At 55.6% G+C, this 15474-nt stretch carries 14 protein-coding genes; 2 read left to right on the forward strand and 12 right to left on the reverse strand.

Annotation, left to right across the window (positions count from 1 at the left end; all coding sequences use genetic code 11):
- Nucleotides 1-642 precede the first annotated feature (642 nt).
- From sucD to sdhC, 8 genes are all read right to left on the reverse strand, one after another.
- Entirely contained in the window at nucleotides 643-1512 is an 870-nt protein-coding gene (gene sucD, locus M8318_RS19220) for a succinate--CoA ligase subunit alpha (protein WP_032617085.1), read from the reverse strand.
- On the reverse strand, nucleotides 1512-2678 hold the full coding sequence (sucC, locus tag M8318_RS19225; protein WP_106992376.1) for an ADP-forming succinate--CoA ligase subunit beta: 1167 nt from the start codon (nucleotides 2676-2678) through the stop codon (nucleotides 1512-1514). Before sucC ends, sucD begins: the two co-directional genes overlap by 1 nt.
- Before the next feature lie 87 nt (nucleotides 2679-2765).
- Nucleotides 2766-3992, reverse strand: coding sequence for a 2-oxoglutarate dehydrogenase complex dihydrolipoyllysine-residue succinyltransferase (gene odhB, locus M8318_RS19230; RefSeq protein ID WP_166181883.1), 1227 nt, complete (start codon nucleotides 3990-3992; stop codon nucleotides 2766-2768).
- 14 nt (nucleotides 3993-4006) lie between these two features.
- The gene (gene sucA / locus M8318_RS19235) at nucleotides 4007-6814 is read right to left on the reverse strand and encodes a 2-oxoglutarate dehydrogenase E1 component (protein WP_106992374.1); all 2808 of its coding nucleotides are present in this window, start codon (nucleotides 6812-6814) and stop codon (nucleotides 4007-4009) included.
- A 238-nt stretch (nucleotides 6815-7052) separates the two neighbouring features.
- Complete coding sequence (gene sdhB / locus M8318_RS19240; RefSeq protein ID WP_039029333.1) at nucleotides 7053-7769, reverse strand: succinate dehydrogenase iron-sulfur subunit SdhB; 717 nt, start codon at nucleotides 7767-7769, stop codon at nucleotides 7053-7055.
- Between the two features lie 15 nt (nucleotides 7770-7784).
- Entirely contained in the window at nucleotides 7785-9551 is a 1767-nt protein-coding gene (sdhA, locus tag M8318_RS19245; protein WP_262664029.1) for a succinate dehydrogenase flavoprotein subunit, read from the reverse strand.
- Entirely contained in the window at nucleotides 9551-9898 is a 348-nt protein-coding gene (gene sdhD / locus M8318_RS19250) for a succinate dehydrogenase membrane anchor subunit (RefSeq protein ID WP_106992372.1), read from the reverse strand. Before sdhD ends, sdhA begins: the two co-directional genes overlap by 1 nt.
- Nucleotides 9892-10296 (reverse strand): succinate dehydrogenase cytochrome b556 subunit, encoded by a 405-nt coding sequence (gene sdhC / locus M8318_RS19255; RefSeq protein ID WP_181247215.1) that lies wholly within the window; start codon nucleotides 10294-10296, stop codon nucleotides 9892-9894. Before sdhC ends, sdhD begins: the two co-directional genes overlap by 7 nt.
- 327 nt (nucleotides 10297-10623) lie before the next feature.
- On the opposite strand from sdhC, the gene M8318_RS22800 reads away from it, so the two are divergent.
- Nucleotides 10624-10731 carry a hypothetical protein gene (locus M8318_RS22800; protein WP_418936630.1) on the forward strand — a complete coding sequence of 36 codons (108 nt, stop codon included), beginning with the start codon at nucleotides 10624-10626 and terminating at the stop codon, nucleotides 10729-10731.
- Nucleotides 10732-10936: 205 nt separating this feature from the next.
- Nucleotides 10937-12223: a citrate synthase gene (locus M8318_RS19260; RefSeq protein WP_262664030.1), complete on the forward strand. Its 1287-nt coding sequence runs from the start codon at nucleotides 10937-10939 to the stop codon at nucleotides 12221-12223.
- Nucleotides 12224-12304: 81 nt separating this feature from the next.
- On the opposite strand, the gene nei is transcribed toward M8318_RS19260, so the two are convergent.
- Genes nei through M8318_RS19280 form a run of 4 tightly spaced genes read right to left on the reverse strand, consistent with a single transcriptional unit; the run spans nucleotide 12305 to nucleotide 15466 of the window.
- A complete protein-coding gene (gene nei, locus M8318_RS19265) occupies nucleotides 12305-13096 on the reverse strand; it encodes an endonuclease VIII (protein ID WP_262664133.1) in 792 nt (263 codons plus the stop codon).
- Between the two features lie 13 nt (nucleotides 13097-13109).
- Complete coding sequence (gene pcp / locus M8318_RS19270; RefSeq protein ID WP_225759284.1) at nucleotides 13110-13754, reverse strand: pyroglutamyl-peptidase I; 645 nt, start codon at nucleotides 13752-13754, stop codon at nucleotides 13110-13112.
- A 9-nt stretch (nucleotides 13755-13763) separates the two neighbouring features.
- Entirely contained in the window at nucleotides 13764-14759 is a 996-nt protein-coding gene (locus M8318_RS19275; RefSeq protein WP_262664031.1) for a DUF979 domain-containing protein, read from the reverse strand.
- Nucleotides 14756-15466, reverse strand: coding sequence for a DUF969 domain-containing protein (locus tag M8318_RS19280; RefSeq protein WP_262664032.1), 711 nt, complete (start codon nucleotides 15464-15466; stop codon nucleotides 14756-14758). The genes M8318_RS19275 and M8318_RS19280 overlap by 4 nt, the downstream gene beginning before the upstream one ends.
- Between the last annotated feature and the right edge of the window lie 8 nt (nucleotides 15467-15474).

The following is a 15474-nucleotide window of genomic DNA, read 5'->3' on the forward strand; positions in this document are numbered from 1 at the left end:
AAATTATCCGCATCCTTTCTTCGTTACTTAATCTTCCCAGGAGGAAAAAGCCATGATGAAAAGTTACAGATACGTTAATTAAAACCCGAAATTGATCCCGCAAATATATTACGCCGCAAAACCCTTACAATAAACAGGTTTTTATTGAAAGCGCTTTACGTTTTACGACAGCGATCAATATATAGCGACTTTACCACTTTTCAACCAAATTGATCGGGAGCAATTTAACGCTTTTTGACGCCCTTTTCCAGGTATTAAATATTGATATAAATCAATATTGCGCCAGCGTGTTAAGGGTGTATCCACGTAGTAAACACAATGGATGTAATGTTAATTTTATGTTTAAATATACTATTAATAGTTATCGATGAAAGGAGAAAATATAATTAAAGGTGATTTAATTGGTCGTGGACGGATACTCAATTTTTTAATAACGCCGAACTATTAATGCCAGCCATTTCACACTATTTTTTTACCAGTTATTTTTATTACAAAAATTTTACTTTTAATAATCCGTAAATTAACACAGTAATGTTACCGGTTTGTTTCTCACCGCCAAAAAAAGGCCATCTTACGATGGCCAACCATGTCGAAACGGACATTTATTATGTCAAAGCTCCCCGCACGGGGAGCAGAGAGGATTTACTTAATGATGGATTTCAGGGCTTCACCGATGTCAGCCAGGCTGCGAACGGTTTTCACGCCTGCTGCTTCCAGCGCCGCGAATTTCTCATCCGCAGTACCTTTGCCGCCCGCGATGATGGCGCCCGCATGGCCCATACGCTTGCCTTTCGGCGCAGTCACACCCGCGATGTAGCCCACAACCGGCTTGGTCACGTGGTCTTTGATGTACGCAGCCGCTTCTTCTTCCGCGCTGCCGCCGATTTCACCGATCATCACAATCGCTTCTGTCTGCGGGTCTTCCTGGAACAGCTTCAGGATGTCGATGAAGTTAGAGCCCGGGATCGGGTCGCCGCCGATGCCCACGCAGGTGGACTGGCCGAAACCGTAGTCGGTGGTCTGCTTAACCGCTTCATAGGTCAGAGTACCGGAACGGGAGACGATGCCCACTTTGCCTGGCTTGTGAATGTGGCCCGGCATGATGCCGATTTTGCATTCGCCTGGGGTGATCACGCCCGGGCAGTTTGGCCCGATCATGCGCACGCCCGCTTCGTCCAGCTTCACTTTCACGGTCAGCATATCCAGGGTCGGGATACCTTCGGTGATAGTGATGATCAGTTTGATGCCTGCGTCGATGGCTTCCAGAATGGAGTCTTTGCAGAACGGAGCCGGAACGTAGATCACGGTGGCGGTGGCGCCCGTCGCTTCTACGGCTTCACGTACGGTGTTGAACACCGGCAGGCCCAGGTGAGTGGTGCCGCCTTTACCTGGCGTTACGCCGCCAACCATCTGCGTACCGTAAGCAATCGCCTGCTCAGAGTGGAATGAACCCTGGCTACCGGTGAAGCCCTGGCAGATGACCTTGGTATCTTTATTAATTAAAACGGACATTATTTCCCCTCCACTGCGGCAACTACCTGCTGAGCGGCATCCGTCAGACTTTTCGCTGCAATAATATTCAGGCCGCTGTCAGCCAGTTTTTTCGCGCCGAGTTCAGCGTTGTTCCCTTCCAGACGCACAACCACCGGGACGTTTACGCCCACTTCTTCTACCGCACCGATAATACCGTCAGCGATCAGGTCGCAACGTACGATGCCGCCAAAGATGTTCACCAGAACCGCTTTCACGTTGTCGTCAGAGAGGATAATTTTGAAGGCTTCGGTCACGCGCTCTTTGGTCGCGCCGCCGCCCACGTCGAGGAAGTTTGCCGGCTCGCCGCCGTGCAGTTTAACGATGTCCATGGTGCCCATTGCCAGGCCCGCACCGTTAACCATGCAGCCGATGTTGCCATCGAGTGCCACGTAGTTCAGTTCCCACTGTGCAGCCTGAGCTTCACGTGGATCTTCCTGAGACTGGTCGCGCATCTGGCGCAGATCGGCCTGGCGGAACAGTGCGTTGCCGTCAGCGCCCAGTTTGCCGTCGAGGCAGATCAGGTCGCCCTGCTTAGTGATCACCAGCGGGTTGATTTCGATCAGCGCCAGGTCGCGCTCCAGGAAGATGTTGGCCAGGCCCATGAAGATCTTGGTGAATTGCTGCACCAGTTTACCTTCCAGACCCAGTTTGAAGGCCAGCTCGCGTCCCTGGTAAGGCATTGGGCCTGCCAGCGGATCGATAGCCACTTTGTGGATCAGGTGCGGGGTCTCTTCCGCCACTTTCTCGATTTCCACGCCACCTTCGGTAGAAGCCATAAACACCACGCGACGGGAGCTACGGTCTACCACGGCACCGAGGTACAGTTCTTTGGCAATATCGGTCGCCGCTTCAACCAGGATCTGGTTAACCGGCTGGCCGCTCGCGTCTGTCTGGTAGGTCACCAGACGTTTGCCCAGCCAGTGCTCAGCAAATGCGCGGATCTCTTCTTTACTGTTAACGACTTTCACACCGCCCGCTTTACCGCGGCCGCCAGCGTGAACCTGACATTTCACTACCCAAGGACCGGCGCCGATTTTAGATGCGGCTTCTTCTGCTTCGCGAGGGGTATTGCAGGCATAACCCACCGGAGCCGGTAAGCCATACCGGGCAAACAGCTGTTTTGCCTGATATTCATGTAAGTTCATGTGTTCTATCCATCCTTCAGGGTAATCGTTAGGTCATGCTTTTATAAGCCCGGCTGGCGACACGCCGCCGGGCAATGGTGCTAAAAACTAGACGTCCAGCAGCAGGCGAGTTGGATCTTCCAGCAGCTCTTTAATCGCTACCAGGTAGCCCACAGACTCGCGGCCATCGATCAGACGGTGGTCGTAGGAGAGCGCCAGGTACATCATCGGCAGGATCTCTACTTTACCGTCAACCGCCATAGGACGATCTTTGATGGCATGCATGCCCAGAATCGCGCTCTGTGGTGGGTTGATGATTGGAGTAGACATCAGCGAGCCGAATACGCCGCCGTTGGTAATGGTGAAGTTACCCCCGGTCAGGTCTTCTACGGTCAGCTTGCCGTCACGGCCTTTCACTGCCAGTTCTTTGATCTTCTTCTCGATGTCAGCCATGCCCAGGGTGTCTACATCACGCAGAACCGGGGTTACCAGGCCGCGTGGCGTAGAAACGGCCATGCTCACGTCGAAGTAGTTGTGGTACACCACATCTTCGCCATCGATAGACGCGTTCACTTCCGGGTAGCGTTTCAGGGCTTCAACAACCGCTTTCACGTAGAAGGACATAAAGCCCAGACGGATACCGTGACGTTTTTCAAACGCGTCACCGTACTGCTTACGCAGGTCCATGATTGGCTTCATGTTGACTTCGTTGAAGGTGGTCAGCATCGCGGTGGAGTTTTTCGCTTCCAGCAGACGCTCGGCCACGCGCTTACGCAGGCGGGTCATCGGGACGCGTTTTTCACTGCGTGCGCCAAGCTGAGGCTGTGCAGCCGGAGCCGGTGCAGCAGCCGGGGCTTTCGCTTCCGTTGCGGCTGGTGCTTTCGCCAGGTGTTTTTCCACATCTTCGCGGGTCAGACGACCGCCGACACCGGTGCCTTTAATGGCCGCCGCGTCGAGGTTGTGTTCAGCCAGCAGGCGACGGATCGCCGGGCTGAGCGCGTCGTTAGTCTGCTCTTCCAGAGAAGCCTGCTGGCGCTGTGCCGGCGTAGAGGCTTTCTCTTCAGATTTGGCGCTGGACTCTTTGCCCGCGCTGTTGCCTTCACGCAGGCGACCCAGCAGCTGACGAGAGGTTACGGTCGTGCCTTCATCTTCCAGCACTGCATCCAGAATGCCGTCCGCCGAGGCCGGTACTTCCAGTACCACTTTGTCAGTTTCGATTTCTACCAGCACTTCATCGCGTTTTACCGCATCACCCGGTTTTTTGTGCCAGGTTGCAACGGTCGCATCAGCGACGGATTCAGGCAGGTCGGGAACAAGAATATCTACGCTACTCATTATTTATCCTTTAATTAATCGACGTTCAGCGCGTCATTAACCAGATCTTGCTGCTGCTTCTGGTGAACGGACATATACCCTACTGCCGGAGAGGCAGAGGCCGGGCGACCTGCGTAACGCAGAGCAGACCCAAATGGAATCACTTCACGGAAATGATGCTGGCTGCAGTACCATGCGCCCTGGTTGAGCGGCTCTTCCTGGCACCAGACAAAATCATGTACGTGAGCATAAGGTTTTAATGCGTCCTGCATCGCCTGATGCGGGAACGGATAAAGCTGTTCGATACGCACGATGGCGACATCTTTCTGATCGTTCTTACGGCGCTGTTCCAGCAGGTCGTAGTAAACCTTACCAGAACACATCACCACGCGTTTTACTGCCTGCGGATCCAGCTCGTCAATCTCGCCAATCGCCGGCATGAAGGTGCCGTTTGCCAGTTCATCAAGCGTAGACACAGCCAGCGGATGACGCAGCAGCGATTTCGGTGACATCACCACCAGCGGACGACGCATCCCGCGCAGCGCCTGACGACGCAGCATGTGGTAAACCTGTGCCGGGGTAGACGGAACACAAACCTGCATGTTCTGTTCAGCACAAAGCTGCAGATAACGCTCCAGACGCGCGGAGGAATGCTCCGGGCCCTGCCCTTCGTAACCGTGCGGCAGCAGCATCACCAGGCCACACATACGGCCCCACTTCTGCTCGCCAGAAGAGATGAACTGGTCGATAACCACCTGCGCACCGTTGGCGAAGTCGCCGAACTGCGCTTCCCAGATGGTCAGGGTGCGTGGTTCTGCAGTGGCGTAACCGTATTCAAACGCCAGCACCGCTTCTTCCGACAGCACGGAGTCCCAGACCTTGAACTGGCCCTGACCGTTATGCACATGCTGCAGCGGAGTGTAGGTGGAACCGTTGGTCTGGTTGTGGATCACCGCATGACGGTGGAAGAAGGTGCCACGGCCCGCATCTTCACCGGACAGACGAACCGGAATACCTTCGTCGACCAGGGTCGCGTAGGCCAGGTTTTCTGCGCCGCCCCAGTCGAACAGCTTCTCACCTGCCGCCATGGACTGACGGTCAGAGTAGATTTTCTGTACGCGGGACTGCATCTCGATCGCTTCTGGTACGGTGCTGATGCGTTTAGCCAGCTCCTGCAGACGCTTCATCTCGACCTTGTTCGGGTAGCTCTCATCCCACTCGTGGTTGAGGTACGGCGACCAGGTAAAGGAGTGCATGTTCATCGGGCGCAGCTCTTTCACCACGCACTCGCCGGCATCCAGCGCATCGCGGTAGAGATTCACCAGCTCGGTGGCATCTTCCAGGGTCACAACCTTCTCCGCTTCCAGCTTGTCAGCGTAGATTTTGCGCGGGGTCGGATGCTTTTTGATTTTCTGGTACATCAGCGGCTGGGTTGCACTTGGCTCGTCCGCTTCGTTATGGCCATGACGGCGATAGCAGAACAGGTCGATCAGTACGTCACGCTTGAAGGTATTACGGAAGTCCAGCGCCAGACGGGTAACGAAAGCGACCGCTTCCGGGTCATCCGCGTTGACGTGGAAAATTGGCGCCTGAACCATCTTACCGATATCGGTACAGTATGGCGTAGAACGCGCGTCCAGCGGGTTAGAGGTCGTGAAGCCCACCTGGTTGTTGATCACGATGCGAACGGTACCGCCCACTTCGTAACCGCGTGCTTTGGACATGTTCAGGGTTTCCTGAACCACGCCCTGACCGGTGATCGCTGCATCGCCGTGAATGGTGATTGGCAACACTTTGTTGCTGCTCGGCTCGTCCAGTCGATCCAGACGGGCACGCACGGAACCGATCACCACCGGGCTGACGATCTCCAGGTGCGACGGGTTGAACGCCAGCGCCATGTGCACCAGGCCGCCTTTGGTTTCGATATCTGATGAGAAGCCCATATGGTACTTCACGTCACCGGTACCGAGGTGTTCTTTATGTTTGCCCGCGAACTCGTCGAACAGATCCTGCGGCTTTTTACCCAGCACGTTGATCAGTACGTTCAGACGACCACGGTGCGCCATGCCCAGTACCACTTCGCGAGTACCGCTGTTGCCCGCATGGCGGATCAGCTCTTTCAGCATTGGCACCAGCGCATCGCCGCCTTCCAGCGAGAAGCGTTTTGCGCCCGGGAATTTCGCGCCCAGATAGCGCTCCAGCCCTTCTGCTGCGGTCAGTTCGCCAAGGAAGCGCTTCTTCTCGTCAGCATTGAAGGTGGATTTACCGGCAACCGATTCAATACGCTGCTGGATCCAGCGCTTCTCTTCGGTTGAGGTGATGTGCATGTATTCCGCACCGATGGAGCCGCAGTAAGTTTGCTTCAGCGCCTCCAGCAGCTCGCCCAGCTTCATCGTGTCTTTGCCGATAGCGAAAGAACCCACGTTAAAGGTTTCCTGGAAATCAGCTTCGGTCAGATCGTGATAAGCCGGATCGAGGTCCGCCACGCGCTCCTGCTGCCACAGACCCAGCGGATCCAGATTTGCATGCTGGTGGCCACGGAAACGGTAGGCGTTAATCAGCTGCAGGACTTTAACCTGTTTGGCATTGGTGTCAGGGTCGGAGATGGCGGAAGAGTAACGTGAGGCATCCTTCGCCAGACGACGGAAATAATCACGTGTTTTGGAATGAAATTGATCCGGTTTGACTCCTGTTCCAGGTAACTGCTGGAACATCGAACGCCAGTTAGCGTCCACTGAGTCAGGGTCGGTTAAGAAGTCTTCATAGAGCTGTTCAATCCAGCTTTGGTTTGCACCAGAGAGGAATGAAGAGTCCAGCCAGGCTTTCATTGCGCCGTTCTGCATCGTGATCCCTTAAGCATTTTTATGCTTACTTTCGCCGTAGAAACTACCACGTACACCACGTGTACGTGCCGGGGTTCACCTGCGAGCTCTTTTCATTTGGCCCGCGAAGGAACCTTTAGAAACTGTCTAAACTTCAGGGCAGTTTTTAAAGGTTTCTGCATTTTGCCCGCTGGCGCTACGCTTACCGAGCCTACTGTGACGTAGGCCGGATAAGCGCAGCGCCATCCGGCGTTGTTACTTACGCACTGCGCTGCAACAACATCGACTTAATGTGGCCGATAGCGCGCGTCGGGTTCAGCCCCTTAGGACATACACTGACGCAGTTCATGATGCTGTGGCAGCGGAATACGCTGAAAGCATCACTCAGCCCTTCCAGGCGGTTGTCGGTTTCGGTATCGCGGCTGTCAATCAGGAAGCGGTACGCTGCCAGCAGGCCAGCCGGGCCGATAAACTTGTCCGGGTTCCACCAGAACGACGGGCAAGAGGTCGAACAACATGCACAGAGAATACACTCATACAGGCCATCGAGTTTTTCACGCTGCTCTGGCGACTGTAAATGCTCGCGAGCGGGTGGATTTTGCCCATTATTCAATAAGTAAGGCTTAATCTTCTCATATTGTGCATAGAATTGCCCCATGTCCACCACCAAATCGCGAACGACCGGCAGACCTGGCAGAGGACGGATTACAATCTTCTGTCCCGGACGGTTGAGCGCCGAAATCGGGGTGATACAGGCCAGACCGTTTTTGCCGTTCATGTTCAGACCGTCGGAGCCACACACCCCTTCACGGCAGGAACGACGGAATGACAGTGTCGGATCTTTTTCTTTCAGCTGCATTAAGGCATCAAGCAGCATCATGTCCCGGCCTTCTTCCGCTTCCAGGGTGTAATCCTGCATATGCGGAGCGTCATCGACATCCGGGTTATAACGATAAACTGAGAATTCGAGTTTCATTGTCCTGTCTCCGCATTAATAGGTACGAATCTTCGGCGGGAACGCCGGACGCAGTTTCGGTTCCATATTGACGCTACGACGTGTCATGGATTCCGACTCTGGCAGGTACAGGGAATGGCACAGCCAGTTTTCGTCGTCACGATCCGGGAAGTCGAAGCGGCTATGCGCGCCACGGCTTTCGGTACGGAAGTTTGCAGAGACCGCGGTCGCGTAAGCGGTTTCCATCAGGTTATCCAGCTCCAGACACTCAACGCGCTGGGTGTTGAACTCGCTGGAAGTGTCATCCAGACGGGCATTTTTCAGACGCTCGCGGATCGCTTTCAGCTGCTCAAGCCCTTTGGCCATCGCGTCACCTTCGCGGAATACCGAGAAGTTGTGCTGCATGCACTCCTGCAGCGCCTTACGGATTTCCACCGGATCTTCACCGTTACGGTTGCCGTTCCAACGATTCAGACGTTCCAGAGAGGCGTCGATGTTGGCATCGGTGGCATCACGCAGCGGGCCCTGCTCGGCGATGGACTCCTGCAGATGCAGACCCACCGCACGACCAAACACCACCAGGTCGAGAAGCGAGTTGCCGCCCAGACGGTTGGCACCGTGTACGGATACGCAGGCGATTTCGCCGACCGCGAACAGGCCCGGGATCACCACGTCTTCGCCCTGCTCGTTCACGGTCAGCGCCTGACCGGTCACTCTGGTCGGAATACCGCCCATCATGTAGTGGCAGGTTGGGATAACCGGGATCGGCTCTTTCACCGGGTCGACGTGAGCAAAGGTACGGGACAGCTCCAGGATGCCCGGCAGACGGGATTCCAGAACCTCTTTACCCAGATGGTCAAGCTTCAGCTTAGCGTGCGGGCCCCACGGACCGTCGCAGCCGCGACCTTCACGGATTTCGATCATGATGGAACGCGCCACCACGTCACGACCCGCCAGGTCTTTCGCATTAGGGGCATAACGCTCCATAAAGCGTTCGCCGTGTTTGTTCAGCAGATAGCCGCCTTCACCGCGGCAGCCTTCGGTTACCAGCACGCCCGCACCGGCGATACCGGTTGGGTGGAACTGCCACATCTCCATATCCTGCACCGGCACGCCAGCACGGATCGCCATACCGACGCCGTCACCGGTGTTGATGTGGGCGTTAGTAGTGGACTGGTAAATACGGCCTGCGCCGCCGGTCGCCAGCACGGTAGCGCGGGCTTTGAAGTAGACCACTTCACCGGTTTCGATGCACAGGGCGGTGCAACCTACTACGGCGCCATCTTCGTTTTTCACCAGATCCAGCGCATACCACTCGGAGAAGATAGTGGTTTTGTTCTTCAGGTTTTGCTGATACAGGGTATGCAGCAAGGCGTGACCGGTACGGTCGGCTGCTGCTGCAGTACGTGCCGCCTGCTCGCCGCCGAAATCTTTCGACTGGCCGCCAAACGGGCGTTGATAGATGGTACCATCCTCCAGGCGGGAGAATGGCAGACCCATATGGTCCAGCTCCAGAATCGCTTCCGGGCCGGTTTTACACATATATTCAATGGCGTCCTGGTCACCGATGTAATCGGAGCCTTTCACCGTGTCGTACATATGCCATTCCCAGTTATCTTCATGGGTATTACCGAGCGCCACGGTGATGCCACCCTGCGCTGATACGGTATGGGAACGGGTCGGGAAGACTTTAGAGAGCAGCGCACAGGTCTGGCCGCTCTGGGAAATTTGCAGCGCCGCGCGCATACCTGCGCCACCGGCTCCAATCACTACAGCATCAAATTCTCTGACTGGCAGTTTCATTACACACCCCACACCACAACGAATCCATAAATAACGTAAACCGCAAGAGCAACCACAATAGCCAGTTGCAGAACGAGACGAATCGCCACGGGTTTAACGTAATCGGTCAGTACCTGCCACATGCCGATCCATGCGTGGATCAGGATGGAGGCCAGCGCCAGCAGGGTGAAGACTTTGGTGAAGGCCGAGCCGAAGAAACCGGTCCAGATTTCCCACGTCAGGTCGCCGCTGGTGGCAAAGAAACCGATCATGTAGATGATGTAGAGGGTGAGAACGATAGCGGTAGCACGGACCAGAATGAAGTCATGTACGCCGTTGCGTCCAAATGCGGAGGCGTTGCTTACCATACGAGGACTCCTGCGAGAAGTGAAAGCACGACAGTGATAACAAATGAGATGTTAGCGGTGCGTTTGCCGGTTTCGAAGGTCTCTTCAAGATAACCCACATCCATCAACATATGGCGGATGCCGCCGACGACGTGATAGGCCAGCGCGGTCAGGATGCCCCACATGATAAATTTCACGAAGAAACCGTTCATGATGGCGGAGGCCTGCTGGAATCCTTCCGGAGACGAGAGGCTGGTACCCAATAACCATAACAAGATACCCACCGCGACAAACGTGATCACGCCGGATACACGATGAAGGATGGACGCTATTGCCGTTACAGGGAATCGGATCGTTTTCAGATCCAGATTGACAGGTCTTTGTTTTTTCACATTTCTTATCATGAATAACGCCCACATGCTGTTCTTATAGTTTCCTTCCTCCGGACTGCGATGCGGGTCAGACAGCGTGCCTTTTATATAACTGTGCGTCATGCAAAACATTGCTTCCAGATGCTCAAATGACACGTTACAACGCTGGTTGGCTCGGGATTGCAGGGTTTTCCGGAGACCTGGCGGCAGTATAGGCCGTTCACAAAATCATTACAATTAACCTACATACAGTTTGTCTGGTTTTATGCGGAACAGTGATCAGGGTCACGATAACAACATCTTTTTAATTTTTAATCATCTGATTTGACAAATCTTAAACATTATTGTTACAAACATCACCAGAAAAGGCATATAATGCGCAAAAGTTATGAGGTCTCTCTTTCACCTGAGAATAAGTTATGTAACAGTGTGATGGTATTGACCGAAGTTATCAGGACAGTTATTAGTGATATACAGGTTTGAATAATTCGGACTGCACAAACACTGATTTGCTGTTATTTCTCTGATTTCTCATTCGCTTACCTGCTAGCGCCATTGCTCTGTACCCTGGTTTCTCCTCGTGAGCTGAGCGGCGAGCCAAATAACAAACTGGTAACAATGATAAATCAGTTGAATGCAAATCCGGTTAAGGGCAGTCTTAAGCAATAAGGCGCTAAGGAGACCGTAAATGGCTGATACTAAGGCAAAAATCACCCTAAATGGTGATACTGCTATCGAACTGGATGTGCTAAAAGGCACGCTCGGTCAGGATGTTATTGATATCCGTAGTCTTGGTTCTAAAGGTATGTTTACCTTTGACCCTGGTTTTACTTCCACCGCATCTTGCGAGTCTAAAATCACCTATATCGACGGTGACGAAGGCATCCTGTTGCACCGCGGTTTCCCCATCGATCAGTTAGCCACCGAATCCAACTATCTGGAAGTGTGCTACATCCTGCTGAACGGCGAAAAGCCGACCCAGGAACAGTACGATGAGTTCAAAACCACCGTTACCCGCCACACCATGATTCATGAGCAGATCACCCGTCTGTTCCATGCGTTCCGTCGTGATTCACATCCGATGGCGGTCATGTGCGGGATCACCGGTGCGCTGGCTGCGTTCTACCATGACTCCCTGGACGTGAATAACCAGCGTCATCGCGATATCGCCGCATTCCGTCTGCTGTCCAAAATGCCTACCATGGCCGCGATGTGTTACAAATACTCCATCGGACAGCCGTTTGTTTACCCACGTAACGACCTCTCCTACGCCGGTAACTTCCTGCGTATGATGTTTGCTACGCCGTGCGAAGAGTACGAAGTGAACCCGGTTCTGGAACGCGCCATGGATCGTATTCTGATCCTGCACGCTGACCACGAGCAGAACGCCTCTACCTCTACCGTGCGTACCGCGGGCTCCTCCGGCGCTAACCCGTTTGCCTGTATCGCTGCAGGTATTGCCTCCCTGTGGGGACCGGCACACGGCGGCGCGAATGAAGCTGCACTGAAGATGCTGGAAGAGATCAGCTCCGTTGAGCACATTCCTGAGTTCGTGCGTCGCGCGAAAGACAAGAATGACTCCTTCCGTCTGATGGGCTTCGGTCACCGCGTTTACAAAAACTACGATCCGCGCGCAACCGTGATGCGTGAAACCTGCCATGAAGTGCTGAAAGAGCTGGGCACCAAAGATGACCTGCTGCAGGTGGCGATGGAGCTGGAACACATCGCGCTGAACGACCCGTACTTCATCGAGAAGAAACTCTACCCGAACGTCGACTTCTACTCCGGTATCATCCTGAAAGCGATGGGCATTCCGTCTTCCATGTTTACCGTGATCTTCGCGATGGCGCGTACCGTGGGCTGGATTGCACACTGGAACGAAATGCACACCGAAGGGATGAAAATTGCGCGTCCACGTCAGCTGTACACCGGCTACGATCAGCGTAATTTCGAAACCGATATCACCAAACGCTAATAGCAATGCCCGGCGGCGCTACGCTTGCCGGGCCTACAAAACGACGTAGGCCGGGTAAGGCGAAGCCGCCACCCGGCTTTTTTACATCTGGCACCCAGGACACCAGTAAAACGGTCGCGACGACAATGTCGTTTTCTCAATTACCCCACCGCACCGCTCGCACTTTTTCCCCGCCCGATGAAACACCTTAAAACGGAACAGTGCCCCGTGATGCTTCTTCTCATTCGCCACCCCACGGGTGTTGTACGACAGGCGCGGGATAGCCAGCAGCGCGTGCGCCAGCGCATCGAGCTGCTCTTCGGTCAGCTGTGACGCTTTATGCTGCGGCGCCAGCCCCACCTCCCACAGGATCTCGACCCGCAGATAGTTGCCTAAACCGGCGAGAAATGCCTGATCCAGCAGCAGTCCGGAAAACTGCCGGTTGCGGAATTTTGCTGACAATAACCGCGCTTTCACATCCTCTGCCGTCAGGCGTAAATCCAGCACATCCGGTCCCACCCGCTGCAGGAAAGGATGGAGGGTGAGCTGCTCCGCCGTCAGCATCTCAATATCCGAGGCGCTGTAAAGCAGAATGGTTTTCTCTGCGGTCTGTAACTTAACGCGCAGCACCCGCGTAGTCTCTGGCTCATGGCCGGTATCCACCACCCGCCAGACGCCGTACAACTGGTTATGGCTGTAGAGCGTTAGCTGGTTGGAGAAGTGGGTGAGCAGCGCTTTGCCGCGCGTCTCCAGATGCGTGACCCTCTCCCCGATAAGCCGGGATTCAAAGAGTTTTAACTGAGGAAAAGCAAACCACACGTCGGTGAGTGGTTTGCCTTTTATCGCCGCCTCCAGGCTATCCGCCGCACGGCGGATCTCCGGGCCTTCTGGCATCATGACTCCTTATTTAGTGCGTTGCACCGCCGATCACTTTGATGTCGTGCGCCTGGCGCAACGCCACCGTAATGGCAATCTCCAGCGCCTGCTTCACGGTGTGCGCGGCCATGCTCGGGGCACCGGGATGCGCCGCCGCCTGCTCAGGCAGATAGGGGATATGGATAAAGCCGCCTTTCACCTCCGGCCAGTCTGCCAGCTTGTGCAGTACGCCATACATCACATGGTTGCAGACGAATGTGCCAGCCGTCTGCGAAACCGAAGCAGGAATACCGGCTTCGCGCAGCGCCGCCACCATCGCTTTGATCGGCAGCGTGCTGAACCAGGCGGCCGGGCCACCCGGCACGATGGCGACGTCCACCGGCTGTTGCCCGCGGTTATCCGGGATGCGGGCGTCATCGACGTTGATCGCCACCCGTTCGACGGTAACATCCACGCGGCCACCGGCCTGGCCTATCGCCAGCACCACGGTGGGCTGCAGCGCATCAATGGCCGCATTCAACACCTCTAACGACTCGCCGAACACGCAGGGCAGCTGTCGGGCCACCACGCGGCAGTCGTCAATAATCATCCCATCAAGCAGCTTCACCACTTCCCAGGAGGGGTTAACGGTTTCGCCGCCAAAGGGCTCAAAACCCGTGATTAATACGGTTTGCATCATTTCTCCTTACAGGAACATCAGGAAGTAGAGCAGGAACACGTTGGCAATCAGCAGCAGTACCCCGGTAGGCACCTGCGCCTTGATAACCGCGTTTTTATCGGGCAGCTCCAGCAGCGCGGCGGGCACGATGTTGAAGTTGGCTGCCATCGGCGTCATCAGGGTACCGCAGTAGCCAGAGAACATGCCAATCGCCGCCATGACGGCCGGGTTGCCGCCGTGCTGCAGGACCAGGATCGGAATGCCGATGCCCGCCGTCACAATCGGGAACGCGGCAAAGGCGTTGCCCATCACCATGGTCAGCAGCGCCATGCCGATGGCATAGACCGCCACCGCGATAAAGCGGCTGTCGACCGCCAGATACGTCTGGGTGAGGTAAGAAATGCCCTCACCGACCCCGGCCGCGGTAAACAGCAGGCCAAGGGTGGCGAGGATCTGCGGCAGAATAAAGGCCCAGCCAATGGAGTCGAGCAGACGGCGCGCCTCCTGCAGGGGCTGATGCACTTTTTCATGGGTCATTTTGACCGCCATCGCCAGACCAACCAGCGAGCCGACCGTCATCGAGAACAGGGTCACCAGCGTCGAGTGGTTGCCCGGCCCGAACAGCGTCTCCTGCAGGCCCGGAATGTGGTTAAACATCAGCACGCCCACCACCGTCACCACCGGGATAGCCAGCGCCGGTAAGAAGAGGCGATTGCCCAGACGCTTTGCGCTGCTCTCGCGCTCTTCAGGCGTGCGCTGGTGATAGCTCCCCAGGCGCACGCCGCCAAAACCGGCGATCAGCGCCAGCCCGACCACTGCCACACCGACGGCAATATGTACCGTGCGCTTGTCGCCCACCAGCTCGTAGGTCCAGTTGCCGAGCAGGAATAGCAGGCCGTAAATGCCCCAGAACAGGCCGGTGGTGATCCTCTTAGGGTTGGCTTTATCGCGAAACGACATCAGCGCCACGATCAGCAGGATCAGGCCTGCCAGCCAGTAAAGATAGCTTTGCTGGAAATTCATTTCACCACTCCCTGCACTTTAGCCAACTCACGCTCCAGATGCTTATCCAGGCGGTACAGGCGGGTGGCGTGGATCGCAAAGGCGCAGAGCGCCGTTGGGATCCCCCACAGGGCAATATGCAGCGGTTCGGTCTGGATCCCGCCGGATTCGAGCATAAAGTTATGCATAAAGATGATGGCGCCAAAGGCGACAAAGATATCTTCGCCAAAGAACAGCCCGACGTTATCGGTGGCCGCCGACATCGCCCGCAGGCGATAGCGCACCGCCCCCGGCAGTTCGCCATATTGCTTCTCTGCCGCCCCTTCCGCCATCGGTGCCAGCAGCGGGCGCACCATCTGCGGATGCCCGCCGAGGCTGGTCAGCCCCATCGCCGCCGTCGCTTCGCGGACAAACAGATAGACGATCAGCAGACGACCGGCGGTAGCGCTGTGGATCTTCGCGATCCACGCCTGGGCCCGCTCTTTCAGGCCGTGACGCTCCAGCAGGCCGATAACCGCCAGTGGGATCAGCAGGATATACGGCAGGTTGCGGGTGTTGAGGAACCCTTCACCCAGTTTTTCCAGTATGGTGGCAACCGGCATCTGTGCCGCGAGGCCAGTGACGATCCCGGCGACAATGACCACCAGCACCGGGTTAAAGCGTAATAGAAACCCGACCACAATCACCGCGATACCGATGAGTGGCCAGAGGGATAGCGTCTCTGCCATGTTCTGTT

It is taken from the genome of Leclercia tamurae (genome assembly GCF_025566055.1).
Taxonomy (GTDB): domain Bacteria; phylum Pseudomonadota; class Gammaproteobacteria; order Enterobacterales; family Enterobacteriaceae; genus Enterobacter; species Enterobacter tamurae.

What these genes read in the sequence shown, in the direction of transcription:
- sucD (WP_032617085.1), bottom strand. Translation starts at nt 1,512, where the DNA reads ATGTCCGTTTTAATTAATAAAGATACCAAGGTCATCTGCCAGGGCTTC.
- sucC (WP_106992376.1), bottom strand. Translation starts at nt 2,678, where the DNA reads ATGAACTTACATGAATATCAGGCAAAACAGCTGTTTGCCCGGTATGGC.
- odhB (WP_166181883.1), bottom strand. Translation starts at nt 3,992, where the DNA reads ATGAGTAGCGTAGATATTCTTGTTCCCGACCTGCCTGAATCCGTCGCT.
- sucA (WP_106992374.1), bottom strand. Translation starts at nt 6,814, where the DNA reads ATGCAGAACGGCGCAATGAAAGCCTGGCTGGACTCTTCATTCCTCTCT.
- sdhB (WP_039029333.1), bottom strand. Translation starts at nt 7,769, where the DNA reads ATGAAACTCGAATTCTCAGTTTATCGTTATAACCCGGATGTCGATGAC.
- sdhA (WP_262664029.1), bottom strand. Translation starts at nt 9,551, where the DNA reads ATGAAACTGCCAGTCAGAGAATTTGATGCTGTAGTGATTGGAGCCGGT.
- sdhD (WP_106992372.1), bottom strand. Translation starts at nt 9,898, where the DNA reads ATGGTAAGCAACGCCTCCGCATTTGGACGCAACGGCGTACATGACTTC.
- sdhC (WP_181247215.1), bottom strand. Translation starts at nt 10,296, where the DNA reads ATGTGGGCGTTATTCATGATAAGAAATGTGAAAAAACAAAGACCTGTC.
- M8318_RS22800 (WP_418936630.1), top strand. Translation starts at nt 10,624, where the DNA reads ATGCGCAAAAGTTATGAGGTCTCTCTTTCACCTGAGAATAAGTTATGT.
- M8318_RS19260 (WP_262664030.1), top strand. Translation starts at nt 10,937, where the DNA reads ATGGCTGATACTAAGGCAAAAATCACCCTAAATGGTGATACTGCTATC.
- nei (WP_262664133.1), bottom strand. Translation starts at nt 13,096, where the DNA reads ATGCCAGAAGGCCCGGAGATCCGCCGTGCGGCGGATAGCCTGGAGGCG.
- pcp (WP_225759284.1), bottom strand. Translation starts at nt 13,754, where the DNA reads ATGCAAACCGTATTAATCACGGGTTTTGAGCCCTTTGGCGGCGAAACC.
- M8318_RS19275 (WP_262664031.1), bottom strand. Translation starts at nt 14,759, where the DNA reads ATGAATTTCCAGCAAAGCTATCTTTACTGGCTGGCAGGCCTGATCCTG.
- M8318_RS19280 (WP_262664032.1), bottom strand. Translation starts at nt 15,466, where the DNA reads ATGGCAGAGACGCTATCCCTCTGGCCACTCATCGGTATCGCGGTGATT.